Consider the following 24,277-nt stretch of genomic DNA (forward strand, 5'->3'; position numbering starts at 1 on the left):
CGTCAGCCGTTCGCGTAGGCCGACAGGCCGGGGCGGTAGGTCTTGTCGTCCAGGAACTGGGACATACCCTTCTGCCGCCCGCGCTCGGCGTCGAGGAACTGGGACTGCTCGAGCTTGGCGTAGAGGTAGTCCTCGGCCTGCTCCCAGGGCATCTCCTGGGCGAGCTTGTAGCCGACCTTCGCCGCCCGCATGACCACCGGGTTCATCGACGCCAGCTTGAGCGCCAGCTCGCGGGTGCGCTCGCGCAGCCGCGCGGCCGGGACGGCCTCGTTGACCAGCCGCATCTCGGCGGCGCGCCGACCGTCGAACGGCTCGCCGGTCATGATGAAGTAGAGCGCGTCGCGCTGGCTGACGGTGGCGGCGAGGGCCCGGGACACGACGCCGCCGGGCGGGATCCCCCAGTTGATCTCGGACAGGCCGTACTGCGCCTGCTCGTCGGAGATCGCCAGGTCGCAGGCGACGAGCGGGGTGAACGCGCCGCCGAAGCACCAGCCGTTGACCATCGCGACGGTCGGCTTGGACCAGTTCGCCAGCCGCTTCCACTGCCACTCGGCCGAGGCGCGCCGCACCCGGATCTGCAGGGCGGGGTCGCCGGACTCGTCGACCTCGCGGAAGTACTCCTTGAGGTCCATCCCGGCGGAGAACGAGTCGCCCGCGCCGGTCAGCACGAGCGCCTGGCAGCGCGGATCGGCCTCCAGCGCGTCGAGGGTCGCGACCATCTCGTCGTTCAGGGTGGGGTTCATCGCGTTGCGCTTGTCCGGTCGGTTCAGCGTGACCCAGGCGATGCCCTCGTCGAACTCGACGAGGACGGTGTTGCCCCAGGGTTCGGTCATGGTGGTTCCTCTCAGAACGGGTAGCGGGCCGTCTCGGCGCGGACGGTGACCCACTGGGTCTCGGTGAAGGCCTCGAGGTTGGCGCGGGTACCGCCGACGCGGCCGACGCCGGAGGCGCCGACGCCGCCGAACGGGGCGGACGGGTCGTCGTTGACGGTCTGGTCGTTGATGTGCACGAGCCCGGACGGAATCCGGTCGGCCAGCGCGAGCCCGGCGGCCGGGTCCGCGGTGAGCACGCCCAGCGACAGGCCGTACTCGGTCTCGGCGGCCAGCTCGGCGGCCTCGTCGAGGGTGTCGAACGGGCGCACGCAGGCCACCGGTCCGAACACCTCCTCGGCGTAGGCAGGGACGGCAGGGTGGCAGTCGGCGAGCACGGTGGGCCGGAAGAAGGGGCCGTCGGACGTCCCGCCCTGGACCAGCCGCGCCCCCGCGGCGACGCTGCGGTCGACGAGATCGGCGACCTTGGCGAGCTGGCCCTCGTCGATGATCGGGCCGAGCGCGACCTCGGCGGTGAACGGGTCCCCGACCGGGAGCTGCTCGGCCTTCTTCCCGAGCAGCTCGACGTAGCGGTCGTAGAGCGAGCGGTGCACCAGGTGCCTGCCGGTGGCCATGCAGATCTGGCCCTGGTGCAGGAAGCTGCCGAACGCGCCGCAGGAGGCGGCGGCCTCCAGGTCGGCGTCCGCGCAGACGACGAGCGCGCTGTTGCCGCCCAGCTCCAGGTGGGCCCGCTTGAGCAGCTCGCCGGCCCGCGCGCCGATCGCCCGCCCGGCCCGGGTGGAGCCGGTGAACGACAGCACCGGCACCCGCGGGTGCTCGACGAGCGCGGCGCCTGCCTCGGCTCCACCGGGCAGGACCTGCAACACCCCGGCGGGCAGTCCCGCCTCCTCGAACACCCGCGCGATCACGACGCCGCCGCACACCGCGGTCCGCGGGTCCGGCTTGACGATCACGGCGTTGCCCAGCGCCAGCGCCGGCGCGACCGAGCGCATCGACAGCAGCAGCGGGAAGTTGAACGGCGACACGACGCCGACGACCCCCACGGGCACCCGGCGTTCCAGGCTGACCCGGCCGGCGGCCGGCAGCAGCTCGCCGTAGGGCGCCGAGGCCAGCGCGGCGGCCTGGGTGCACTCCCCCGCCGAGCCGTCGATCTCGATCCCGGCCTTGAGCCGGACCGATCCGGCCTCGCGGACCAGCCAGTCGCCGATCTCGGCGGCGTGCTCGGCGAACAGGGCGGCCGCCCGGATCAGGACCGCAACCCGCTCGGTGTGCGGGGTGGCGGCCCAGGCCCGCTGCGCCGCGGCGGCGCGCTCGACGGCGGCACCGACCTCGGCGGCACCTGCCGCCCCGACCGATCCGATGACGGCGCCGGTGGCCGGCTCGCGGACCTCGCGGACGCCGTCGCCACCGGGGGTCCAGGCACCGGTGAAGACCCGGCCCTGCCACGTCCCGGGATCGAGGAATGCCACCCGAACCTCCTTGGTCAACCATCAGGTTTCCTGATGACGTTACGAGGAGACTGCTGCGACGGCGTGCGACGATGCAAGCCCGAGTGGGCTGCGTCACCGGAACTGCGGAAGATGTCCTGTCGGTCAGACGGACGGGCGGCCGCGCTGCACCTCGTCCAGCCGGCGTGCCTGGACCGCCTGCTCGAACGGCGTGTCCCCCCGGGCCCGCCGACCGCCGAGAGCGGCGTGCAGCTGCGCGACACGGGCGCTGTCGTGATGCGACGCGAGCTCAGCCAGGTCCGGGTCGACCTCGGCGAGCACCTGCCGGAACCGGTGCTCGGCCAGCGGACCGAGCCGGTCGTAGACCTCGAGGAACACCTGCCGGGCCGCGGCGCGGGGCCATTCCGACGGCAACATCTCGGCCGGCAGGTCGGGATCGCGCTCGGGGAACGTCCGCCAGGCCACGCGCAGCTCGGTGCGGATCCGCAGGGCGTCGGCGGGCCCGATCCGCCCGGCCGCGAGCTCGGCGCGCACCGGCGCGTAGGCCGCCACGAACTCCCGGTAGTCGGTGGCCAGCGCGTCGAGGTCGAACGCCGACGCCGGGCCGCCGCCCGCCGGGCCGCCGGGCACCTCGGTCGCACGCAGCACCGTCGCCCGTCCAATACCCAGCTCGGCGACCAGCTCGCGGGCCGGCCCGGCGAGATCCCGCGGCGACACCCAGAGCCCGTCGTAGAGAGCGGAAAGGCCGAGCACCCGCAGCCGGGCACGCAGCGCGGTGCGGACCTCGCGCTCCTGTTCCGGCACGGAGAACGCCACGACCGTCCAGTAGCCGTCCCACTCCGGGGTCGCGGCACCGAAGGTGAGCATCCGGTGCGTGCGTTCGACGATCACCTCGCTGGTGCGGGGCGGGATGCCGTAGGCGGTGGTGCGCCCGGTGCGGGAGGTGGTGAGCAGCCCCTTCGCGGCCAGCCTGCGCATCGCGGCCCGCGCGTTCTCCCGGCCGATGCCGAACTCCGCGAGCAACCGCACCAGCGCCGCGGACGGGATGTGCTCGTCGCGCCAGTACCAGTGGTCGCCGAGCAGCGAGGTGAGCAGCAGCTGCGGCTCGGCGCGCGCCCGCCCGTCGTCCGGCATCGGCATCCCTCCCGCCCGGGAGCGTACGTGTCGTCGGTTCGACTTCCGCACAGTGGAATCGGGCTGTTGTCATAGGCGACATCTCATGCGACGCTCGTCACCATCTTCGTCGGCAATGATCCGGAAGCTGCACCCCGGCCCCCGACGCAGCACACATGGCACGACCCAACGCAGGGAGAACCCGCCATGCGCCACATCCCCCTCCCCCGGCCACGTCGCTGGGTGCTCGCCGCGCTCACTGCGTCGGCCCTGCTGGCCACCGGCTGCGGGGCGAGTACCGGAGACGCCGGGTCCGGGCCGCCACCACCCGGCGCGAACGCCGAACTGCACGCCGCGCTGCCGGACCCGATCCGGGAGTCGGGCGTCATCCGGTTCGCCGGTGACTCGCACCCGCCGTACCGCACGGTCGGCGCGGACGGCTCCATGACCGGCATCGACGCCGACTTCCAGGCGGCGCTGGGCACGGTGCTCGGCGTCCGCACCGAGACCTCGGTGGTGGACAGCCTCCCGGCCGCGTTGCAGGGCATGCTCGCGAACCGCTACGACGCCTTCAACGGGCCGGTCAAGGTCACCGCCGAGCGGGAGCGCCAGTTCGACACGGTCACCTGGATGACCACCCGCACCTCCTACGTGGTGCCGGCCGACGCGCCGACGCCGATCGGGTCCACCGACGATCTCTGCGGGCGCCGGGTCGCCGTGGTCTCCGCGAGCGTGGTCGAGGAGCAGCTGCGGCAGCTCTCGGCGTACTGCGCGAACAGCGGTCGCGGCGCCGTCGAGCCGATCGGCCTGGCCGACACGAACGCCACTCTGCTGGCTGCGCAGTCCGGTCGTGCCGAGGCCGCCGGGATGACCCAGGCCGCCGCGATCGACGTGACCGCGCAGCAGCAGGGCTCCTACACCTACGTCACCCAGACCGAGGAGCAGGGCGCGACGGCCGACAAGCTGGCCCTGTACATGCCGAAGACCGGCGAGCTCGGACCGGTGATGCAGCAGGCCTTCGAGGAGCTGTTCCGCAACGGCACCTACGACCAGATCATGCAGAAGTGGGGCCTGAGCGACGTGCGGGTCCCGGCGCCGCAGCTGAACGCGGGCACCCCGGCATGACCGTGACCGCACCGCCGACGACGACCGGACCCGGCACGCACGACGTCGCCGACGCCCGGCCCCGGTTCCGGCCGTGGCGCTGGGTCGCCACCGCCGTCCTGGCGCTGGTCGCCGCGCAGATCCTGACCTTCCTGGTGACCAACGAGCGCTTCGGCTGGGACGTCGTCGCGGCCCACCTGTTCGCGCCGTCGGTGCTCGCCGGCCTCGGCACCACCGTGCTGCTCGCCGTGCTCGCGATGCTGATCGGCTCGGTGCTCGGCGGCCTGCTCGCCGCCGCGCAGCTGTCCGGCTTCGGCCCGCTGCGCTGGGCGGCGACGACCTACGTCGGCGTGTTTCGCGGCATCCCGCCGCTGGTCCAGCTCATCTTCTGGTTCAACCTGGCCTACCTGCTGCCGGAGATCTCGATCGGGATCCCGTTCGGCGGCCCGGACCTGGTCAGCTGGAACGCCAACGACCTGATCACCCCGCTGACCGCGGGCGTCATCGGACTGTCGCTGGTCGAGTCCGCCTACCTGGCCGAGATCATCCGGGCCGGCGTGCTCGGGGTGGACCAGGGGCAGCGCGAGGCCGCGTCCGCGATGGGCTTCACGCCGCTGCAGACCTTCTTCCGGATCGTCCTGCCGCAGGCCATGCGGGTGATCATCCCGCCGTCGGGCAGCCAGTTCATCAGCGTCCTCAAGGGCACCGCGCTCGTCTCGGTGATCGCGATGAACGACCTGCTGCACTCCGTGCAGGTGATCTACAACCAGACCTACGAGATCGTCCCGATGCTGCTCGTGGCGTGCATCTGGTACCTGACGGTCGTCACGCTGCTGACGATCGGGCAGCGCCGGCTGGAGCGCCGCTTCGCCCGCGGTCACGTCCGGACGGCCCCGACCGGAGGTGCCTCGTGAGCCCCGTCCTGTCCCTGCGCGGCACGACCAAGCGCTTCGGCGACCACACCGCGCTCGACGCCGTGGACCTCGACGTGGCCGAGGGCGAGGTCGTCGTCGTGATCGGGCCCTCCGGCTCGGGCAAGTCCACCCTGGTCCGCTGCGTGCACCAGCTGGAGTCGGTCGACGGCGGCGGGATGTACCTCGACGGCGAGCTGCTCGGCTACTCCGAGCACCGCGGCGCGTTGCGCCCGCTCACGCCGAGGGGGACCGCCGCCCAACGCCGCCGGGTCGGCATGGTGTTCCAGCAGTTCAACCTGTTCCCGCACTTCAGCGCGTTGCGCAACGTCAGCGAGGCGCCGCGGCGCGTGCACGGCCGCACCGCCGGCGAGGCCGAGCGCGAGGCCACCGCCCTGCTGGACCGGGTCGGGCTCGGCGACCGCCTGCACCACTACCCGCGCCAGCTCTCCGGCGGCCAGCAGCAGCGGGTCGCGATCGCCCGCGCGCTGGCCACCCGGCCCCGGATCCTGCTGTTCGACGAGCCGACCTCGGCCCTGGACCCGGAGCTGGTCGAGGAGGTGCTCGGGGTGCTCCGCGGGCTCGCCCGGGACGGCCTGACGATGGTCGTGGTCACCCACGAGATGGCCTTCGCGCGCGAGGTCGCCGACCGCGTCGTGTTCATGGAGGCCGGCCGGATCGTCGAGACCGGCCCGCCGGCACAGATCTTCGGGAGCCCGCGCAGCGAGCGGCTGCACAGCTTCCTGTCCCGCCACACCCGGGAGGTCCCCGCATGACCGTCACCGTCGCCGCGGTCGGGGACCTGATCCTCGACGAGCCAGACCCGGCCTCGTTCCTGGCCCCCTCCGCAGAGCTGCTGCGCGCCGCGGACATGACTGTCGGGCACGTCGAGGTCCCCCACTCGACGACCACGGTGCAGGTCTCCACCGACGTCCCCGCCCCGCCCGCGGACCCAGCCGCGCTGGACGCCCTGGCCGGGGCCGGGTTCGACGTCGTCACCCTGGCCGGCAATCACATCTTCGACGCCGGTGAGCAGGGTGTCACCGACACGGTCGCGCACGCCCGCAAGGCCGGCCTGCACACCGCCGGGGCCGGGGCCGACCTCGCCGAAGCGCGGGCCGCTGCCGTCGTCGAGCGGGGCGGGCTGCGGATCGGGGTGCTGTCCTACAACTGCGTCGGGCCGCGGGAGTCCTGGGCGACCTCGCGCAAGGCGGGCTGCGCCCCGGTGCACGTGCTCACCCACTACGAGCTCGACCACGCCAGCCCCGGCGGCCCGCCGCGGATCTACACCTTCGCCGACCCGGACTCGCTGGAGGCGATGACCGACGACGTCGCGCGGCTGCGCGCCGAGGCCGACGTCGTGCTGGTCGGCCTGCACAAGGGCGTCGGACACACGCCGGCCGCGGTGGCGATGTACGAGTCGCCGGTCGCCCGGGCCGCGATCGACGCCGGCGCCGACGCCGTGTTCGGCCACCACGCGCACATCCTGCGCGGGATCGAGGTCTGGCGCGGGCGACCGATCTTCCACGGGCTCGGCAACTTCGTCACCGTCACCCACGCCCTCACCCCGGCCTCGGGCGGGGACAGCGCCGAGCGCGACGCGTGGGCGGCCAAGCGCCGGGAGCTCTACGGCTTCGCCCCCGACCCGGACATGCCCTACTACCCCTTCCACCCGGAGAGCCGGGACACCGTCGTCGCCACCTGCCGGTTCGACGACGCCGGGGGCCTGGTCGTGGCGGGGATCGTGCCCTGCCGGATCGACGACGCCGGCCGCCCCGTCCCACAGGGCCCGGACTCCCCCGTCGTCGGCTACGTCGCCGACATCACCACCCGCGCCCGGCTGAACGGCCGGCTGGTCCGCCGCGGCGACGACTGGCTCGTCGCCGGGGCGGGCACGATCGAGGAGAGCGCATGACCGACCAGCCACTCGCCGGCCGCACCGTGATCGACCTGACCACCGCGCTGGCGGGCCCCTACGCGACCCTGCTGCTCGCCGGGCTCGGCGCCACCGTGATCAAGGTCGAGAACCCGGCGACCGGCGGGGACACCTCCCGCAACAACGCCCCCTACCTGGGCCGGGACGGTCTGGCGCTGGGCCGCACGCACGACGACGACATGTCCGTCTCCATGCTGCTCCGCGGCCGGGGCAAGCTCAGCGTCACGCTGAACCTGAAGGACCCGCGGTCGAAGATCGTGTTCACCGACCTGGTCCGCGGCGCCGACGTGCTGGTGGAGAACTACTCCCCCGGCGTCACCGGCCGGCTCGGCATCGACTACGCGGCCGTCCGGGAGATCAACCCGCGGCTGGTCTACACCTCGATCAGCGGGTTCGGCGCGCAGGGCGGCCCCGGCTCGGGCAAGGCCATGGACTCGATCATCCAGGCGCTGTCCGGGGTGATGATGACCGCGGGCGAGCCGGGCGGCGACCCGGTCCGGTTCGGGCTGCCGGTCGGTGACCTGCTCGCGCCGCTCTACGCCGTCGTCGGGACCGTGTCGGCGCTGCTGCAGGCCGAGCGGACCGGGGCGGGCCAGCACGTCGACGTGTCCATGCTCGGCGCGCTGACCTCGCTGGTCGCCTGCGAGCCGTTCGACGCCTACGACGCCGTCGGCCTGGAACAACGCACCGGCGCGATGGTCCCCCGGCTGGCGCCGTTCGGGATCCTGGAGGCCTCCGACGGGCACATCGCGCTGTGCGCGCCCACCGACGCCTTCGCCCGCGGGGTGTTGCGTGCGATGGGACGCGACGACCTCGTCGACGACGACCGCTACCGCACCCGCGACCAGCGGGTCGAGCGCGCCGACGAGCTGCACGCCCTGATCGGCGACTGGTGCCGCACGCTGCCCCGGGGCGAGATCATCGACCGGCTCACCGCCGAGGGCGTCCCGGCCGCGGAGGTGCGCGACCCGCACGAGGCGGTGCGCGACCCGCTGGTCCGCGACCGGCGCGAGGTCGTCCCGCTCACCCACCCGCGGCACGGCGCGACCGCCGACCTGTCCGCGACCGGGATGCCGATCGTGTTCTCCGGCTCCGACGTCGGCCTCGACGGACCCGCGCCGGCGCTCGGCGAGCACAACGACCGCGTCTACCGCGAGCTGCTCGGCTACGACGCGGCCGAGATCGCCGACCTCGCCGCCGACAGCGTCATCTGAGCTCGACACCTCCCGGGGGGAACCACCATGTCCGCAGCCCTCGCTGCGTTGCTCGACCCTGCCCTGCCCGGCCGGACGCCGGACCGGCCGGTCGCCGGTTACGTCGGCGCCGACGTACCGGTGGAGCTGCTGACGGCAGCCGGGTATCACCCGCGGCGGCTGTCCGGCTCGCCGCACGAGGACGCGTCCGCGGGACGCCGCTACCTCGGCGGCGGCCTGGACCCGGTCGCCTGCTCGGTGCTGACCCGGCTGCTGGCCGGCTCCTACGGCCCGCTCGACGTGCTGGTCGTGTCCCGCGACTGCGAGGCGTCGCTGCGACTGTTCTACGTGCTGCGCGAGCTGCGCCGGGTCGAGCCCTCGGTCGCGCTGCCGCCGCTGCACCTGGTGGACGTGCTGCACCTGCCGCACCGCACCACCACCCGCTACGTGCTGGCGAAGGTGCGCGGCCTGCGCGCCTGGCTGGCCGAGCGGTCCGGTCGCCCGGTCGGCGACGACGCGCTGGCCGCCGCCGTCGTCGCGCACGACCGGGTCCGCGCCCTGCTGCGGGCCACCGGGGAGCTGCGGCCGCGACGCAGGCTGACCGGAACCGAGTTCCTCGGCGTCGTCGACGCGGCTACCGCGCTCCTGCCGGACCGGGCCGCGGAGCTGCTGGGCGCGCTGGTCGCGGAGCTGGCGGACCGGGACCCGCGCTCGGGGCTCCCGGTGCACCTGACCGGGTCCGCGCACGACTGCCCGGACGTCTACGCCGCCGTGGAGGCGGGCGGGCTGCTCGTCGTCGGGGAGGATCACGACCGCGGCGACCTGCTCGCGGCCACCGACGTCGGGGACCCGGGCGACCCGGCCGGACTGGAGCTCGCGCTGGCCGAGCGGTACCAGCACAACGGGCCGGCCGCACCCCGCGCGTCGATCGCCGAGCGGGCGGCGCACACCGCCGCCCGGGTCCGCTCCCGGGACGCGGCCGGGCTGCTCGGCTACGTCCGCGAGCACGACGACGGGCCGCCGTGGGACTGGGCCGCGCAACGGGCCGCGGCGGGCGTCCCGGCTGCGTTGCTGGAGCGCCAGCCCTACGGCCGCGTCGACCCGGACGCCCTGGACCGCGCGGTGCGCGCGTTGCGGGCCCCGGCGGTGGCGGCGTGAACGCCCCCGTCCGGACCGGCCGGCTGCCCGGCGCGGCGGCGGCCACGGCGTACCAGCGGCAGTGGTTCGCCGACCTGCACCGCGACCACGTCCCCGGCGCCCCGCTCGCCCTGGTCAACGCGGACGCCCCGCAGGAGATCTTCCGCGCGATGGGGATCCCGTACGTGGTGAACCAGTGGTGGGCCTCGATCGTGGCCGCCAAACGCCGCACCCAGGACCACCTGGCCCGGCTGCGCGAGCGCGGCTACCCGGACTACACCGAGCAGTACAGCTCCACCGCGCTGGGCAGCGCGTTCGACCCGGACCCGGCGAGCGCCCCGTGGGGCGGGCTGCCGACGCCGTCGATCGTGCTCGCCGAGACCACCGGCGACGCCTCCCGCAAGATCTTCGACGTGTGGGGCGACCAGCCCGGGGTCACGTTCTACCCACTGGAGAGCGCGGCCGCCGACACCGTCCCGGAGCGTTGGTGGGAGCTGATGCCGCACGACTGGGAGTCCACGGTCGGCACCGACCGGCTCGACCTGATGGTCGGCGAGCTGGAGGGACTGATCCGGTTCCTGGAGCAGACCACCGGGCGGCGGTTCTCCGAGCAACGCTTCGCCGAGGTGCTCGCGCTGACCAACGAGCAGGAGGAGTGGAACCGGCGGACCCGCGACCTGGTCGCGGCCGCCCGCCCGTGCCCGGTCGCAGTCACCGACTCCATCCCGGCGGTGATGATCCCGCAGTGGCACCGCGGGACGACGTGGGCGCGCGACGCCGCGCACCGGCTGCACGACGAGGTCGCCGACCGGGTGTCCGCCGGCGCCGCCGTGTGCGACGGCGAGCGGGCCCGGTTGATGTGGGTCGGTCGCGGCCTGTGGTTCGACCTGGGCTTCTACCAGCGCTTCCAGGAGCGTTACGGCGCCGTGTTCGTCTGGTCGATGTACCTGGCGATCGCCGCCGACGGCTACGTCCGCTACGGCGACGACCCGCTCCGCACCCTCGCCGCCCGGTTCGCCGCGTTCTCCGACCAGCTCTACACCCCGCCCTGGTCGGCCGAGTGGTACGTCAAGGAGGCCCGCGCGCACGGTGTGCAGGGCGTCGTCCACCTGGTCTCCGACGACGCCCGGGGCAGCTGGGCGACCACCCGCGCGTTGCGCGCCGCCGGGATCCCGGTGTTGGAGCTGCACGCCGACAATGTCGACGCCCGCCGCTCCGACCCGGACCACCTGGACCGCACCGTCGGCGGCTGGCTCGAGGCCGAGGTGTTGCCGCGGGCCGATGACTGAGACCCGGGCCGCACCGGCCGGGACCGGCTTCTCGACGCCCGCGGTGCTGGCCGGCGCCCTAGTCGCCCTGTTCACCGGCTCACTCACCAACACGATCATCGGGATCGCGCTGCCGACGATCGCCGGCGAGCTCGGCGGGCAGGACCGGGTCGCCTGGGTCGCGGCCGCGGCACTGCTCACCATGACCGCGGCCACACCGGTCTGGGGCAAACTCGCCGACCGCCGCGGGTCGCGTCCCATGCTGCTCGCGGCGATCGCGCTGTTCGTGGCCGGCTCGCTGGCCGCCGGCCTCGCACCGACCATGGGGTGGCTGATCGCGGGCCGGGCGGTGCAGGGAGCCGCGTCCGGCGGCATCCTCGCCTGCGCGAACGCGCTGGTCGCGGTGCTCGTCCCGGCCCGCGAGCGCGGGCGCTACACCGGCTGGTTCGGGTTGTCGTTCGGGACCGCGTCGGTGGCCGGGCCGCTGCTCGGCGGTCTGCTCGTGACGCCTGCCGGGCCGGGGTGGCGCTGGTGCTTCCTCGGCGTCGTGCCGGTCACCCTGGTGGCCGCGGCGCTGGTCCGGCTCGCCCCGGACCGCCGCCCGGACCGCCGCGACACCCCGCTGGACCACCTCGGTGCGGCGCTGCTCGCGCTCGCCGCGGGTGGGCTGGTGGTGCTGCTGTCCGCCGGAGGCGTGGCGTGGCCGTGGTCCTCACCGGCGACGCCGGTGCTGGCTGGTGCCGTGGTGGTGTCCACACTGCTCGCGGTGCTGCGCGAGCAGCGCGCGGCCGACCCGATCCTGGCGCCGCGGCTGTTCCGCAGCCGGACCTCCACCATCGCCTGCGCCACCAGCCTGCTGGTCGGCACGGTGATGTTCGGCGGGATCATCTACCTGCCCCAGTTCCTGCAGGTGGTGCACGGGCACGACGCCATGACCGCGGGGCTGCTCATGCTCCCGCAGGTCGGCACCATGATCGTCGCCTCGGCGGTGGTGGGCCGGCTGATCGTGCGGACCGGGCGCTGGAAGCGGTTCCCCGCGGCCGGGTGCGCGTTGCTCGTCGCCGGCCTGGCGGTGCTGGCCCCGCTGACCCCCGCCACCCCGGCCTGGCAGGTCGCCGCCGGGATGGCGCTGCTCGGCGCCGGGACCGGGCTGACCCAGCAGGTGCTCGTGCTCGCCGCGCAGGACGCGGTCGGGCCCGGCGACGTCGGCGTCGCCGGGTCGTCGGCGACCTTCGCCCGGACCCTGGGCGGCGCGGTCGGGGTGGCCGCGTTCGGCGCGCTCATCGCCGCCCGGCTGCGCGCCGACCTGCCCGCCGCCCTGACCGCAGCCGGCCTGCCCGCGACCGACGACGACGTCCGGCGCCTGCTGGGCACACCCGCCCAGGTCGCCGCGCTGCCCGCTCCACTCGCCGACGCGGTGCGGGCGTCCTACACGCACGGGCTCGCGCTCGTCTTCCTCGCCACGCTGCCGGTCGCGGTGCTCGCCCTGGTCGCGGTGCTGCTGGTCCGCGAGACCGCACTCGGCGAGGGCGCTCCGGACCCCTGACCCACCGCGCTGTCTCTCCTGTCCGTCCTGTCCGACCGCTGCACCATCGACCGCGCCCGCGGAGGCCTCGCCATGCCCGTGCCCGCCCGACGAACCGCAACCGGGCTCGTCGTCCTGCTCGCCCTCGCCGTCGTCACGGCCTGCTCGGGGCCGGCCGCGCCGGCCGCCGCGCCGTCCGCGCTCGGGTCCTACACGCCGGAGAGACAGTTCACCGAGCGGGTCACCGAGTCCTTCTACCTCCCGATGCGCGACGGCACCCGGCTCGCGGTGAGGCTCGACCGGCCCGCGATCGACGGCGCGCCCGCGCCCGGCCCGTTCCCCGTGCTGTGGCAGCACAGCCTGTCCACCGAGCGCAAGCCCGAGGACGGCGCCGGCCCGAAGACCGGCGGCATCCAGACGATCCCGACGCTCACCGACCACGGCTACGTCGTCGCCCAGGTCGCCCGCCGCGGCAACGGCCAGTCCTTCGGGGTGCGGCGCGGCTACAACGACCGGCTCGAGGCCGGCGACGCCTACGAGGTCACCGAGTGGCTCGCCGCGCAGCCCTGGTCCGACGGCAACGTCGGCGTCTACGGCTGCTCGAACACCGGGGACGCCGCGATGCACACCCTCACCGTCCGGCCGCCGCACCTGAAGGCGGTGCTCGCGGGCTGCTTCTCCTGGGACAAGTACGACTCGTGGCGGGTCGGCGGCATCTCCGCCCAGTGGGGCTTCGGCCCGTCCCGCACCGTCGAGCAGGACCTCGCCAACGCCCCCGTCGACGGCGACGAGGACAAGACCCTGCTGCGGGAGGCCGCCGTCGAGCACCAGAAGGCGACCCCGCTGGCCGACATGTGGCGCTCGATGCCGTACCGGGACAGCTGGGCCCCGTCGGTGCAGTCCCGGTTCTGGTCCGAGGGCAGCGTCGGGACCTACGCCGACCAGGTCCGGGCCGCCGACGTGCCGGTCTACGTGATCGGCGGGTGGCGGGACGAGCTGCGCGGCCAGGGCGTCGCGACGCTGCTGAACGTGCCGGGCTCGCGGCTGCTCGTCGGGCCGTGGAAGCACTGCGAGAACGCCGGGTTCGGGCTCGTGCAGGAAGCGCACCGGTTCTTCGACCAGCACCTCAAGGGCATCGACACCGGCATCGACGCCGAGCCGCCGATCCACTACGCCACCCCCGACTCCGACGCCGCGGACGCCACCGGCCTGGAGTGGAAGGCCGCGCAGAGCTGGCCCCCGGCCGGGACCACCCCGCAGCCCACGACGCTCGGCGCCGACGGCGTCCTCGGGTCGGCCGCGCCCGGCGCCCGCGGGTTCACCGTGGACACCGCGGCGCAGTGCCCCACCGACCCGGGCAGCGGCTCGACGATCCAGCCCTGCCACATCCCGGGCAGCGGCAACAGCTGGCGCGGCCCGGTGCTCGAGACCGACACCGAGCTGACCGGCACCCCGGTCGCCGACCTGCACGTGCGCACCGACCGGCGCGACGGCGACGTGTTCGCCTACCTGTCCGACGTCGCCCCGGACGGGACCACGACCGTGATCACCGAGGGCCGGCAGCGGATCTCGCTGCGTGCCGAGCACCCGGCCCCCTACGCGCTGCCCGACGGCGTGCCCTGGCACCGGGCGCACGCCGCCGACGCCGCACCCGCCCGGCCCGGCGAGGCCGCCCGGCTGCACTTCGCGATGCTGCCCACCTCGTACCTGGTCCGGGCCGGGCACCGGATCCAGATCACGGTGACCGGGCACGACCCCCGGGCCACCGGGGCGCTGCCGGACGCCGACGGCGCCCACGTCGAGGTGCTGTCCGGCCCGGACACACGATCCTCGGTGGCGTTACCTCGGCGCACCGGCTGAACAGTCCTGGACCGACATCACCAGCCTTCTTTCCGGATCAGAGCGCGCGACACGCCGGCCCGCCGGCGGCGATCCCGCGTTCCACGTCCGACCGGTCCGGACCCGGCATCCTGATCGTCCCCGACGACGGCAGGAGACGCGTGTCCGAACCGCTGCGCGCCGGCGCGCACGAGAGCCTGCACACCGCCGGCCTGAAGGCCGCCCTCGGCCGGACCGGCGCGGACCTCCAGCCCCGCTGGGCTCCGGTCGAGGCCGCCGAACAGCCGCGCGTGCTGGCCCGGCACGTGGCCTCGGCGGTCGAGCGCGCACTCGCCGACCGCACACCGGAGCAGCGCGTCACGCTGGTCAACCAGCTCATCGAGATCGCCGAGCAGGCCCCCGCCGAGACACTGCAGGACCGGCTCGAGCACCTCATCGCGCTCACCCGCGAGATCGGGCCCGGCACGTGGGAGGTCCATGCGCCGATCACGCCGCTCTCGGACGCGGCCCTGTTCACCAACGCCGCCGGCGAACCGACGCTGCACACGGCGCTGCAGTCGGAGCTGTCCAGCGCCGACCGGGTCGATCTGCTCTGCGCGTTCATCCGCTGGCACGGCATCCGGTTGCTGGAGCAGGAGCTCGACGTGCTGCGCGAGCGCGGCGTCCCGTTCCGCGTGATCACGACGACGTACATGGGCGCGACCGAACAACGGGCGGTCGACGAGCTCGTACGCCGGCACGGAGCCGAGATGAAGGTCAGCTACGCGAGCGCCACGACCCGGCTGCACGCCAAGGCGTGGTTGTTCCGCCGCGACACCGGGTTCGACACCGCCTTCGTCGGGAGCTCGAACCTGTCCCGCTCCGCACTCGTCGACGGTCTGGAGTGGAACGTGCGGCTCTCCTCGGTCGCCACCCCGGAGCTGATCCGCAAGTTCACATCCACGTTCGACACCTACTGGGCCGCACCCGACTTCGTCCCCTACGACCCGGCCGTCCCCGCCGACTCCGAACGGCTCGCCACGGCGCTGCACCGGCACCGGCGGGACGGGCCGGCACTGGTGCCGGGCGGGGAGCTGCGGCCCTACCCGCACCAGGACCAGATCCTCGAGGCGCTCGCCGCCGAACGGACGCTGCACGACCGGCACCGCAACCTGGTCATCGCCGCGACGGGCACCGGCAAGACGGTCGTCGCCGCGTTCGACTACCGCCGTCTCCGCGCCGAGCACCCCCGGCTGCTGTTCGTCGCGCACCGCAAGGAGATCCTCGATCAGTCCCTCCGGACCTACCGCAACGTCCTGGCCGAGGGGGCGTTCGGCGAGACCTACGTCGGCGGGGACCGGCCACAACGCTGGAACCACGTCTTCGCGAGCGTCCAGTCGCTGGCCGCCTACGGCGTGGAGAACATCCCGCCGGACCACTTCGACGTCGTCGTCATCGACGAGTTCCACCATGCCGAGGCCGCCACGTACCGACGACTGCTGGACCATCTTCGGCCGGCGGAACTGCTCGGCCTGACCGCCACCCCCGAACGGTCCGACGGCATCGACGTGCGCGAGCGGTACTTCGACGGCCGGGCCGCCGCCGAGCTCCGGCTGTGGGACGCGTTGTCCGCCGACCTGCTCGTGCCGTTCCACTACTTCGGCGTCGCCGACGACGTCGACCTGTCCGGTGTGGAGTGGAAGCGCGGCAGCTACGACGTCACGACCCTCGACAACCTCTACACCGGCAACGACGCCCGCGCCCGCAAGATCATCCGGGAGACCCGGTCCAAGGTCTCCGACGTCACCAGCATGCGGGCACTCGGGTTCTGCGTGTCCGTGGCACACGCCGAGTACATGGCGCGCGTGTTCACCGACGCCGGCATCCCCAGCGAGACCGTCACCGGGCAGACCTCGCGCGAGGACCGCGACGGTGCGCTCCGCAGGCTGCGCGCCGGCGAGGTGAACTGCCTGTTCGCCGTCGACGTGTTCAACGAGGGCCTCGACGTGCCGGAAGTCGACACCGTGCTCCTGCTGCGCCCGACCCAGAGCGCGACGGTCTTCCTGCAGCAACTCGGCCGCGGGCTGCGCCGGGCACCGGGCAAGGCCGTGCTGACCGTGCTCGACTTCATCGGCCAGCACCGTCGCGAGTTCCGGTTCGACCTGCGCTTCCGGGCCCTGACCGGCAGCAGCCGGACCCGGGTCGAGCGGGACGTCGAGGACGGTTTCCCGTTCCTGCCGTCCGGCTCGGCGATGGTGCTCGACCCGGTCGCCCGGCAGATCGTGCTCGACAACGTCCGCCGGCGGGTGCACCTGTCCCGCACCGCGCTCGTCGCCGAGGTCCGGGCCCACGGCGAGTCGGCGCTGGGGCGCTACCTGCACGAGTCGGGCAGCGAGCTGCCCGACATCTACCGCGGCAAGGGGTCGTGGACGGCGCTGCGCCGCGAGGCCGGGTTCCCGGTCCCCGCGCCCGGCCCGGACGAGGCGGCGCTGCTGCGCCGCCTCGCGACGCTCACCCACGTCGACGACCGGGAACGGGCCGAGGTGTACGCGCGCCTCGCCGACCCGTCCGGACCCGCCTACGCCGAGCTCACCGACCGCGAGCAGCGGCTCGCCCGGATGCTGTTCTTCCAGCTCTGGCCGGGCCGTGGCGGGTTCGCCGACTACCAGGCCGGATTCGATCACCTCCGCCGGCACGAGGCCGTCTGCGCCGAGATCCGCGAGCTCGTGGCCTACGGCCTCGACCAGGCCCGGCACGTCCCGCGGTCGCTCGGTGAGGGTCTGCAGGACGTCCCGCTGTTCAGCCACGCCCGCTACCGGCGCGAGGAGGTGCTGGCCGCACTGAACTGGGCGTCGCTGTCCCGCAAGGCGAGCGGGCATGCGACCGGCGTCGTCTGGGCCGAGGACGCCGGTGTCGACGCGCTGTTCGTCAACCTGCACAAGACCGAGCGCGACTTCTCCCCCACCACGATGTACCGGGACTTCGCGCTCCAGCCCGACACGTTCCACTGGGAGTCGCAGAACGCGGCCTCGCCGGAGACCGGGATGGGGTGGCGCTACCTGCACCACCGCGAGGAAGGCACCCACGTGCTGCTGTTCGTGCGCGACGCCCCGGGAGACGACATCGGGGCCGGCGCGCCGTTCCTGTGCCTCGGGGCCTGCGAGTACGTGAGCCACCAGGGCAGCAAGCCGATCGCGATCACCTGGAAGCTGCGCCGGGCGATGCCGGGCGAGACGTTCCGGGCGGCGCGCGTCGTCGCTTCGTAGGCGTGACCCGCGCTCCCGGCCCACCACTCGTGATCGTCGAATGGGTGCTGATCCGTGCCAGGGACGGCACCGATCGCCACCCGGACGCTGATCAGCGCCGCCCGTGGTACCCCCTCGGCGAGGAGCACGGTCAGAGGCGCGCGCGGTAGTCCTCGAGCAGCGAGGTCAGCCGCGCCACCATGAAGTCGTAGTAGGCGGCCATCTGACCGAGCCGCTCCTGCTGCAGCGCCGGGAGGCCGTCGCTCGACGCCTCCGTGCGGTGGGCGAGGTCGCGCAGCCTCCGCACCTGGGCGAGCTGGTGTTCCAGACAGCCGACCCAGGCGTCCGCGCGCCACTGGTGGACGTAGTGCCGCGCCCCCTCCTGTTTGAACCGGTGGACGACACCGTTGGTGATCAGCAGGCGGGTGATCTCGGACATCGCCCCCGCGCTCGCGCCGACCTCGGCCTGCAGCTGCCGGGCGGTCATCGGCTCCCCGCTCAGCAGGAGCACCCCCGCAGTGCGCCCGGTCGTCGGCGACCAGCCCATGGTCTGCCCGAGCACCGTCGCGAAGTCCTCGATCAGGAGCTCCGCGGCGGCCGTGCGGGTGTCCGAGGCGCCCACGCGTCCCCCTCATTTCACTCACGTACGAAAATTCAGCATTGACTGAGAGTTCAGGTGGGCGCCATAGTACCGCCCGTCGGCGGCCCCATCAGGGAGGTCGCCCCCGCTCGGCGGAGGTTCCCCATGGCGAAGCACGGCTGGGACGTCATCGTGGTGGGCGCGGGTTCGTCCGGCGCCGTGCTCGCGAGTCGTCTCGCGGGGGCGGGGCGCTGCGTCCTGCTGCTCGAGGCCGGACCGGACCTGCGGTCGGCCGAGATACCCGAGGTCTGGCGCTCACCGAACCCGGCACGGGCACTGCTCGACCGGGAGGCGACCACACCGCTGGTGTGGCCGGACCTGCTCGCCACCCGGACGGACAAGCAGGACGCCGCCCTGTACTGGCGCGGCCGCGGCACCGGGGGCAGCTCGTCGATCAACGGTCAGATCGCGATCCGGCCACCGATGGCGGACTTCGACGACTGGGTCCGCCAGGGCTGCACCGGCTGGTCCCCCGACGACGTGTTGCCGCACTTCGCCCGGTCCGAGCACGACGAGCAGTTCGGCGACGAGCCCTACCACGGCCGCGGCGGCCCGACCCCGATCCACCGGATGCCGCGCTCACAGTGGGGCTCGGCGGACACCGCGCTGTGCGATGCGGCGCTCGCAGCGGGCCACGGCTGGGCCAAGGACGTCAACGCGCCCGGCGCCGCCGGGGTCTCGCCGTACCCGATCAACTCCCGGGACCGGCGGCGGGTGAGCGTCAACGACGGCTACCTCGAACCCGCCCGGGACTCCGGGAACCTCACGATCCGTGGCGACGCCCTGGTCGACCGGGTGCTCGTCGAGGCGGGCCGGGCGGTGGGCGTGCGCTACCTGGCCGGTGACGCGCCGGTGCAGGAGCACGCGGATCTCGTCGTGCTCAGCGCCGGTGCGGTGCACTCCCCCACCGTCCTGATGCGCTCCGGGATCGGGCCGGCCGGCCTGCTGCGCGGGCTCGGGATCGACGTCGTCGCGGATCTGCCGGTGGGACGCGGGCTGCAGGACCACCCGATGGTCGGCGTGGCGATCCCGCTGAACGAGGCGTCGGCGATGCGGAGCCCGGACGACCGGCACACCAACGTCTGCGTGCGCTACACCAGCGACGCACCGGGCGCGTTGCCGCTGGACATGATGTTCGTGTCGCTCAACCAGAACGTGCTGGCCATGGAGCACGCCGACCTGCGGTTCGGGGCCGGCGGGTTCGGGGTGTGGGTCAACCAGGCGTACTCCCGCGGGTCGGTGACGCTGACCTCGACCGACCCGCGGGTGCAGCCGGAGGTCCGGGAGGCGATGCTCTCCGACGAGCGCGACCTGGCGCGGCTGCGCTCGGGCGTCCGCGCCCTGATGGAGATGGCCCGCGGTGCCGACGCCGCGGCCATCGCGGACGGACCCGTCGACCGGGTCAACACGACCCTGCTGTCCGTCCTGGACGACGACGCCCGGCTCGACGACCACCTGCTGGCCACGGCCGCGGACGCCCAGCACGCGACGAGCACCTGCCGGATGGGCGACCCATCTGGTGTGGACACCGTGGTCGACCCGGACTGCCGGGTCCTCGGGGTCGACGGTCTGCGCGTCGTCGACGCCTCGATCTTCCCCTCGGTTCCCCGGGCCAACACGAACCTGACCGCGATCATGGCCGGTGAGCTGATCGCCGAGCGGCTGGGCCGCTCGTGAGCACCCCGTCCCCGAGGAGCGCGACCTCTCCCATGACGACTCCGCCCGTCGCCACCCTGCCCGTCGCCACCCTGCAGAACTACATCGGCGGGCGCCGGGAGGACTCGGCCGCCGGTGCGTTCGGCGACCTCGTCGACCCGGCGTCCGGCGAGCTCGTCGCGCGCCGGCCGGTGGGCTGCGCCGAGGACGTCGACCGCGCCGTCGCGGCGGCCACGGCGGCGCAACCGGGGTGGGCCGCGGTGTCGTCGGACGAGCGGATCGGCCGGCTCGAGCGGGTCGCCGACACCGTCGCCACGCACGCCGGCGAACTGGCCGAGCTGCAGTGCCGCGAGATGGGCAAGCCGGTCGGCCTGGGCCGGACGTTCATCGAGAACGGCGTCGCGATGCTGCGCGGGGCACTGGCCGACGCGCGCAGCTACCCGTTCGACACCGTCACCGCCCACGACGACGGCAGCAGCAGCCGGGTGCTGCGCCACCCGCTCGGCGTCACGGCCGTGATCACGCCGTGGAACTTCCCGGTCCTCACTGTCCTGATCGCGATCGGACCGCTGCTGGCCGCGGGCAACACCGTGGTGCTCAAGCCCTCCGAGCGGTCCCCGCTCTCCACCGGGCGGCTGGTCGAGCTGCTCGATCTCCCGGCCGGCGTGCTGAACCTGGTGCACGGCGACCGGCGCGCCGGCGCGCCCCTGAGCAGCCACCCGGACGTCGGGCTGGTCCGGTTCACCGGATCCGTGGCGGCCGGTCGCGAGGTCGGCGCGAGCACCGGCCGCGGCCTGCACCGGGCGCTGCTCGAGCTGGGCGGCAAGGACCCGGTCGTCGTCGACGCCGGCGTCGATCCGGTCGCCACCGCACACGCCGTCGCGTTCGGGGCGTTCATGAACAGCGGCCAGATCTGCACGTCGATGGAACGGATCTACGTGCACCGCGACGTCGCGGAGGAGTTCGTGAGCGCACTCTGCGCGGCCGCGGCCGGCTACACCACCGGCGACGGCCGCGACGAGCAGACCGTGCTCGGCCCGCTGGTCGACCGCCGCCAGCGCGAGCTCGTCGAACAGCAGGTCGCCGACGCCGTCGCCCGCGGCGCGACCATCCGGGCCGGCGGCACCACGCCATCCGGCCCGGGATGCTTCTACCCCGCGACGGTGCTCACCGACGTCGACGACGCGATGCTCGTGATGACCGAGGAGACGTTCGGGCCGGTCGCCCCGGTCCAGGTCGTCGAGTCCTGGGAGGACGGCCTGGCGCGGGCGAGCCGGTCGGCGTTCGGGCTGGCGGCCACCGTCTACACCCACGACCCGGCGCACGCCGCGGAGGCGGCGTCCATCCCGGCCGCGGTGACCTGGGTGAACCAGTGGCAGGGCGGCGGAGCGGGCATGGTCTGCGAGCCCGCGCGTGACAGCGGCATGGGCGCGACGGGTGGGCACGCGACCTACGACGCCGCCACCCGGCCGTCCACCGTGTACGTGGCGGCGTCGTGAACGCCCCGCAGGCCCGGCGGGAGATCGAGACGCGGATCCGGTCGGCCGAGGCGGAGCTGCTCGGGCTGTCGCACCGCATCCACGCGCACCCCGAGCTCGCCTTCGAAGAGGTCCGCGCCAGCGCCTGGCTGGCCGAGCTGCTGGCCGCGGGCGGGTTCACCGTCGACCACGGCTGCTACGGCCTGAACACCGCGGTGCGCGCCACCGTCGGGTCCGGGCCGGTCCACGTCGGCATCTGCGCCGAGTACGACGCGCTGCCCGGCATCGGGCACGCCTGCGGGCACAACATCATCGCCGCCGCGGCGGCGGGCGCCGGGATCGGGCTGGCCGGCCTGGCCGACGACCTCGGGCTGACGATCACCGTGCTGGGGACGCCCGCGGAGGAGGGCGGCGGCGGGAAGATCCTGATGCTCGAGCGCGGCGCGTTCGACGGGCTCGACGCGGCGATGATGGTGCATCCCGCCGCCGTCGAGATGGCCGCGATGCCCGGCACCGCGGTGTCGGTGTTCGACGTGTCCTACCGCGGCACCCCGGCACACGCCGGCGCCTACCCGGAGCGCGGTGTCAACGCCGCCGACGCGATGACCGTCGCCCAGGTCGCGATCGGCCTGCTGCGCCAGCAGACCGCCGGCACCGACCGGATCCAGGGCATCGTCACGGAGGCCGGCAGCGCGGCGAACATCATCCCGGACACCAGCCGTGGACAGTGGATCGTGCGCGCGGACTCCCAGGTCGCGCTCGCACCGCTGACGGACCGGGTGCAGCGCTGCTTCGAGGCCGGTGCGCTGGCCACCGGGTGCGAGCTCGGCCTCACCCCGGCCTGCCCGGACTACGCCGATCTGCGCCCCGACCCCGGCCTGCTGGCGCTCTACCGGGCCAACGCCGAGGCGCTCGGGCGCACCTTCCCCGAGCTGCCGGCCGGGATGACCGGCGCCGCCACCGACATGGGCAACGTCTCGCACGTCGTGCCGACCATCCATCCGATGCTCGGCCTGGACTGCCTCCCCGCCGTCAACCACCAGCCCGAGTTCACCGCCGCGTGCGTCACCCCGGCCGCGGACCGGGCCGTCGTCGAGGGCGCGATCGCCATGGCCTGGACGGCCGCCGACCTGGCCGGGGCGTGAGTGCCGCCGTCCCGTTCATCCCGCACGCACTCCGGCCGTCGTGAGCAGCTCCCCGGCGGCGGCACACGCCCCGTCGGTGATCACGTGCTCGTCACCCGGGTCGATCCGGAGGTCGACCGTGGCGCCGGCCCACTCGAGCAGCGCGGCGGTCTCCTCCACCCGGTACCGCGGCACCCAGGGATCGCGGTCGATGCTGCGCACGACCGTGGCGAGCCCGTCGAGGGATCCCGCGGGCGGGCCGGTGATCGGTTCCGGCCCGATGTAGCCACCGGTGAAGAGGATCAGGCCCGCGTAGCGCTGCGGGGCGACGGTCAGGACGTGGTGGGCCAGCAGGCAGGCTCCCTGCGAGAAGCCCCAGAGCACGACGCGCTCGCGCGGGAACCCGCGGCCGGCCAGCTCGTCCAGGCACCCGGTCACGATCTCCAGGGACTCACCGAGCGCGGGCCGGTTGCGCTCCAGTGGCACCAGGAACGGTTCCGGGTACCAGCTGTCACCGGCGGCGTGCGGGGCGTGGAAGCGCACGCGGGGGGCGGCGAACCGGGCGGCGGTCTCCTGCATGAACTGCGGGGTCTGGCCGCGGCCGTGCACCGCGAGGACGGCCAGGCCGGCCGTCCCCGCGGTGGCACCCCACTCGTGCATCACGCGGGCGCCTCCTGCAGGTCGAGGAAGGCCCAGTGCGCGTCCGGGGCCAGCCCGGACAGCCACCGCCCGCAGTTCTGCAGGACGACCGGGCCGGACGTGACGTGCTGGGTGCCGGCGTGCAGGTCCCGGAAGAACCGCTGCAGGACACCACGGCGCAGCGCCGCAGTGCCGGCCCACCTGTAGACCGCCTGCCCCACCTCATGGACCGACCAGGTGGTGTTGTTGAGCATGAGCCGGGTCAGCGTCTCCTGCTCGGTGCTCAGCTTCTCGCCGGCATCGAGCGTCGCCTCGTTGTCGGCCCACACCTCCGACACCCACGCGTGGGCGGAGCGCAGCCCGGCCTCGGCGCGGGCGTACTCGGCGTGGAACTGCTGGGTGTCGACCGTCGCGCCCGGGGTGCCGGACTTGCGCACCGCCAGCTCCCGCAGCTCGTCGAGCATCCGCCGGCCGACCCCGAGCGCCCAGCCGGTGTGGCAGATGCCGGCCATGTTCGCCAGGCCGATCCGGTAGATCGCCCCGCCGTGCCGGACGTCGGTGGTGGCGATCGGATAGGCGTGGCTGTCCGGGACGAACACGTCGTCACACAGGTAGTCGTGGCTGGAGGTGGCGCGCAGGCCCATGACATCCCAGTTGTCGACCGGGGTCGTCGACTCCGCGGGCAGGGTCAGCACCAGTGCCTCGCCGGTGTCGGCGCACAGCGCCGCGGTGTGGATGTGGCTGGCCATCGCGCTCCCGGAGGCGAAGTGCCAGTGGCCGCTGATCCGGTAGCCGCCGTCAACACGCACGGCATCACCCAGCTTGGTCCCCTGGCCGGCGATCAGGGCGTGGCGTCCGTTCACCACGTCCGGGAACAGGTCCCGCGCGGCCACCTCGCCCAGGTAGGCGGCGGTCGTCCCGGTGATCATCTGTACGGCCATGAACGTCCACCCGGCCGAGGCGTCGGCGTAGGTGATGCGCGCGATGGTGTCGATGACCTGCCGGGGTGAGAACTCGTAGCCGCCGAGCTCGCGCGGGATGCCGATCCGGAAGGCGCCCGTGCCGACCAGCGCGTCCGCCGACTCATCGGTGAGCCTGCCGAGGTCCTCGCTCTTCTCGGCGTTGTCCTGCAGCGTCGCCGAGATCCCGTCGATGCGTTCGATCAGTGCGTCGAGCTCGTCGCTGACGTGGAGCTGTCCCATGACGGTCCCC

The 24,277-nt window shown here is 74.0% G+C and carries 19 protein-coding genes; 13 read left to right on the plus strand and 6 right to left on the minus strand.

Annotation, left to right across the window (positions count from 1 at the left end):
• Positions 1–2: 2 nt before the first annotated feature.
• The 3 genes from BM093_RS14605 to BM093_RS14615 all read right to left on the minus strand — a co-directional run bounded on the left by BM093_RS14605 (position 3) and on the right by BM093_RS14615 (position 3,418).
• On the minus strand, positions 3–833 hold the full coding sequence (locus BM093_RS14605; protein WP_093343027.1) for a p-hydroxycinnamoyl CoA hydratase/lyase: 831 nt from the start codon (positions 831–833) through the stop codon (positions 3–5).
• An 11-nt stretch (positions 834–844) separates the two neighbouring features.
• Entirely contained in the window at positions 845–2,299 is a 1,455-nt protein-coding gene (locus BM093_RS14610) for an aldehyde dehydrogenase family protein (protein ID WP_093343029.1), read from the minus strand.
• Between the two features lie 123 nt (positions 2,300–2,422).
• Entirely contained in the window at positions 2,423–3,418 is a 996-nt protein-coding gene (locus BM093_RS14615) for a PaaX family transcriptional regulator (RefSeq protein WP_093343031.1), read from the minus strand.
• 180 nt (positions 3,419–3,598) lie between these two features.
• Between BM093_RS14615 and BM093_RS14620 the strand changes: the two genes are divergently transcribed.
• From BM093_RS14620 to BM093_RS14665, 10 genes are all read left to right on the plus strand, one after another.
• Positions 3,599–4,516 carry a transporter substrate-binding domain-containing protein gene (locus BM093_RS14620; protein ID WP_093343033.1) on the plus strand — a complete coding sequence of 306 codons (918 nt, stop codon included), beginning with the start codon at positions 3,599–3,601 and terminating at the stop codon, positions 4,514–4,516.
• Positions 4,513–5,409: an amino acid ABC transporter permease gene (locus tag BM093_RS14625; RefSeq protein WP_093343035.1), complete on the plus strand. Its 897-nt coding sequence runs from the start codon at positions 4,513–4,515 to the stop codon at positions 5,407–5,409. The genes BM093_RS14620 and BM093_RS14625 overlap by 4 nt, the downstream gene beginning before the upstream one ends.
• The gene (locus tag BM093_RS14630; RefSeq protein WP_093343037.1) at positions 5,406–6,182 is read left to right on the plus strand and encodes an amino acid ABC transporter ATP-binding protein; all 777 of its coding nucleotides are present in this window, start codon (positions 5,406–5,408) and stop codon (positions 6,180–6,182) included. The genes BM093_RS14625 and BM093_RS14630 overlap by 4 nt, the downstream gene beginning before the upstream one ends.
• On the plus strand, positions 6,179–7,321 hold the full coding sequence (locus BM093_RS14635) for a CapA family protein (protein ID WP_093343040.1): 1,143 nt from the start codon (positions 6,179–6,181) through the stop codon (positions 7,319–7,321). Before BM093_RS14630 ends, BM093_RS14635 begins: the two co-directional genes overlap by 4 nt.
• Positions 7,318–8,556 (plus strand): CaiB/BaiF CoA transferase family protein, encoded by a 1,239-nt coding sequence (locus tag BM093_RS14640; protein WP_093343043.1) that lies wholly within the window; start codon positions 7,318–7,320, stop codon positions 8,554–8,556. The genes BM093_RS14635 and BM093_RS14640 overlap by 4 nt, the downstream gene beginning before the upstream one ends.
• A 27-nt stretch (positions 8,557–8,583) precedes the next feature.
• Positions 8,584–9,693, plus strand: a complete 1,110-nt coding sequence (locus BM093_RS14645; RefSeq protein WP_093343046.1) for a 2-hydroxyacyl-CoA dehydratase family protein — start codon at positions 8,584–8,586, stop codon at positions 9,691–9,693.
• Positions 9,690–10,961 (plus strand): 2-hydroxyacyl-CoA dehydratase family protein, encoded by a 1,272-nt coding sequence (locus BM093_RS14650; RefSeq protein WP_093343049.1) that lies wholly within the window; start codon positions 9,690–9,692, stop codon positions 10,959–10,961. Before BM093_RS14645 ends, BM093_RS14650 begins: the two co-directional genes overlap by 4 nt.
• On the plus strand, positions 10,954–12,486 hold the full coding sequence (locus tag BM093_RS14655; RefSeq protein ID WP_093343054.1) for an MFS transporter: 1,533 nt from the start codon (positions 10,954–10,956) through the stop codon (positions 12,484–12,486). Before BM093_RS14650 ends, BM093_RS14655 begins: the two co-directional genes overlap by 8 nt.
• 72 nt (positions 12,487–12,558) lie before the next feature.
• Positions 12,559–14,325, plus strand: a complete 1,767-nt coding sequence (locus BM093_RS14660; RefSeq protein ID WP_093343056.1) for a CocE/NonD family hydrolase — start codon at positions 12,559–12,561, stop codon at positions 14,323–14,325.
• 140 nt (positions 14,326–14,465) lie between these two features.
• Positions 14,466–17,549, plus strand: coding sequence for a DEAD/DEAH box helicase (locus tag BM093_RS14665; protein ID WP_093343059.1), 3,084 nt, complete (start codon positions 14,466–14,468; stop codon positions 17,547–17,549).
• Between the two features lie 130 nt (positions 17,550–17,679).
• On the opposite strand, the gene BM093_RS14670 is transcribed toward BM093_RS14665, so the two are convergent.
• On the minus strand, positions 17,680–18,150 hold the full coding sequence (locus BM093_RS14670; protein WP_093343062.1) for a GbsR/MarR family transcriptional regulator: 471 nt from the start codon (positions 18,148–18,150) through the stop codon (positions 17,680–17,682).
• A gap of 123 nt (positions 18,151–18,273) precedes the next feature.
• On the opposite strand from BM093_RS14670, the gene BM093_RS14675 reads away from it, so the two are divergent.
• From BM093_RS14675 to BM093_RS14685, 3 genes are read left to right on the plus strand one after another with little or no spacing between them, the layout of a single operon-like run.
• Positions 18,274–19,845 carry a GMC family oxidoreductase gene (locus tag BM093_RS14675; protein ID WP_093343065.1) on the plus strand — a complete coding sequence of 524 codons (1,572 nt, stop codon included), beginning with the start codon at positions 18,274–18,276 and terminating at the stop codon, positions 19,843–19,845.
• 32 nt (positions 19,846–19,877) lie between these two features.
• Positions 19,878–21,323, plus strand: coding sequence for an aldehyde dehydrogenase family protein (locus tag BM093_RS14680; RefSeq protein WP_093343068.1), 1,446 nt, complete (start codon positions 19,878–19,880; stop codon positions 21,321–21,323).
• A complete protein-coding gene (locus BM093_RS14685; RefSeq protein ID WP_093343071.1) occupies positions 21,320–22,447 on the plus strand; it encodes a M20 family metallopeptidase in 1,128 nt (375 codons plus the stop codon). Before BM093_RS14680 ends, BM093_RS14685 begins: the two co-directional genes overlap by 4 nt.
• A gap of 15 nt (positions 22,448–22,462) precedes the next feature.
• On the opposite strand, the gene BM093_RS14690 is transcribed toward BM093_RS14685, so the two are convergent.
• Both BM093_RS14690 and BM093_RS14695 read right to left on the minus strand, forming a co-directional pair.
• Positions 22,463–23,086, minus strand: a complete 624-nt coding sequence (locus BM093_RS14690; protein ID WP_093343193.1) for an alpha/beta hydrolase — start codon at positions 23,084–23,086, stop codon at positions 22,463–22,465.
• On the minus strand, positions 23,086–24,267 hold the full coding sequence (locus BM093_RS14695) for an acyl-CoA dehydrogenase family protein (protein WP_093343074.1): 1,182 nt from the start codon (positions 24,265–24,267) through the stop codon (positions 23,086–23,088). Before BM093_RS14695 ends, BM093_RS14690 begins: the two co-directional genes overlap by 1 nt.
• Positions 24,268–24,277 lie beyond the last annotated feature (10 nt).

This window comes from Pseudonocardia ammonioxydans (genome assembly GCF_900115005.1).
Lineage (GTDB): Bacteria > Actinomycetota > Actinomycetes > Mycobacteriales > Pseudonocardiaceae > Pseudonocardia > Pseudonocardia ammonioxydans.

Bases quoted from the DNA above. Each gene is read 5' to 3' on its own strand.
- BM093_RS14605 (WP_093343027.1), bottom strand. From the start codon at position 833: ATGACCGAACCCTGGGGCAACACCGTCCTCGTCGAGTTCGACGAGGGC.
- BM093_RS14615 (WP_093343031.1), bottom strand. From the start codon at position 3,418: ATGCCGATGCCGGACGACGGGCGGGCGCGCGCCGAGCCGCAGCTGCTG.
- BM093_RS14620 (WP_093343033.1), top strand. From the start codon at position 3,599: ATGCGCCACATCCCCCTCCCCCGGCCACGTCGCTGGGTGCTCGCCGCG.
- BM093_RS14625 (WP_093343035.1), top strand. From the start codon at position 4,513: ATGACCGTGACCGCACCGCCGACGACGACCGGACCCGGCACGCACGAC.
- BM093_RS14635 (WP_093343040.1), top strand. From the start codon at position 6,179: ATGACCGTCACCGTCGCCGCGGTCGGGGACCTGATCCTCGACGAGCCA.
- BM093_RS14640 (WP_093343043.1), top strand. From the start codon at position 7,318: ATGACCGACCAGCCACTCGCCGGCCGCACCGTGATCGACCTGACCACC.
- BM093_RS14645 (WP_093343046.1), top strand. From the start codon at position 8,584: ATGTCCGCAGCCCTCGCTGCGTTGCTCGACCCTGCCCTGCCCGGCCGG.
- BM093_RS14655 (WP_093343054.1), top strand. From the start codon at position 10,954: ATGACTGAGACCCGGGCCGCACCGGCCGGGACCGGCTTCTCGACGCCC.
- BM093_RS14660 (WP_093343056.1), top strand. From the start codon at position 12,559: ATGCCCGTGCCCGCCCGACGAACCGCAACCGGGCTCGTCGTCCTGCTC.
- BM093_RS14675 (WP_093343065.1), top strand. From the start codon at position 18,274: ATGGCGAAGCACGGCTGGGACGTCATCGTGGTGGGCGCGGGTTCGTCC.
- BM093_RS14680 (WP_093343068.1), top strand. From the start codon at position 19,878: ATGACGACTCCGCCCGTCGCCACCCTGCCCGTCGCCACCCTGCAGAAC.
- BM093_RS14690 (WP_093343193.1), bottom strand. From the start codon at position 23,086: ATGCACGAGTGGGGTGCCACCGCGGGGACGGCCGGCCTGGCCGTCCTC.
- BM093_RS14695 (WP_093343074.1), bottom strand. From the start codon at position 24,267: ATGGGACAGCTCCACGTCAGCGACGAGCTCGACGCACTGATCGAACGC.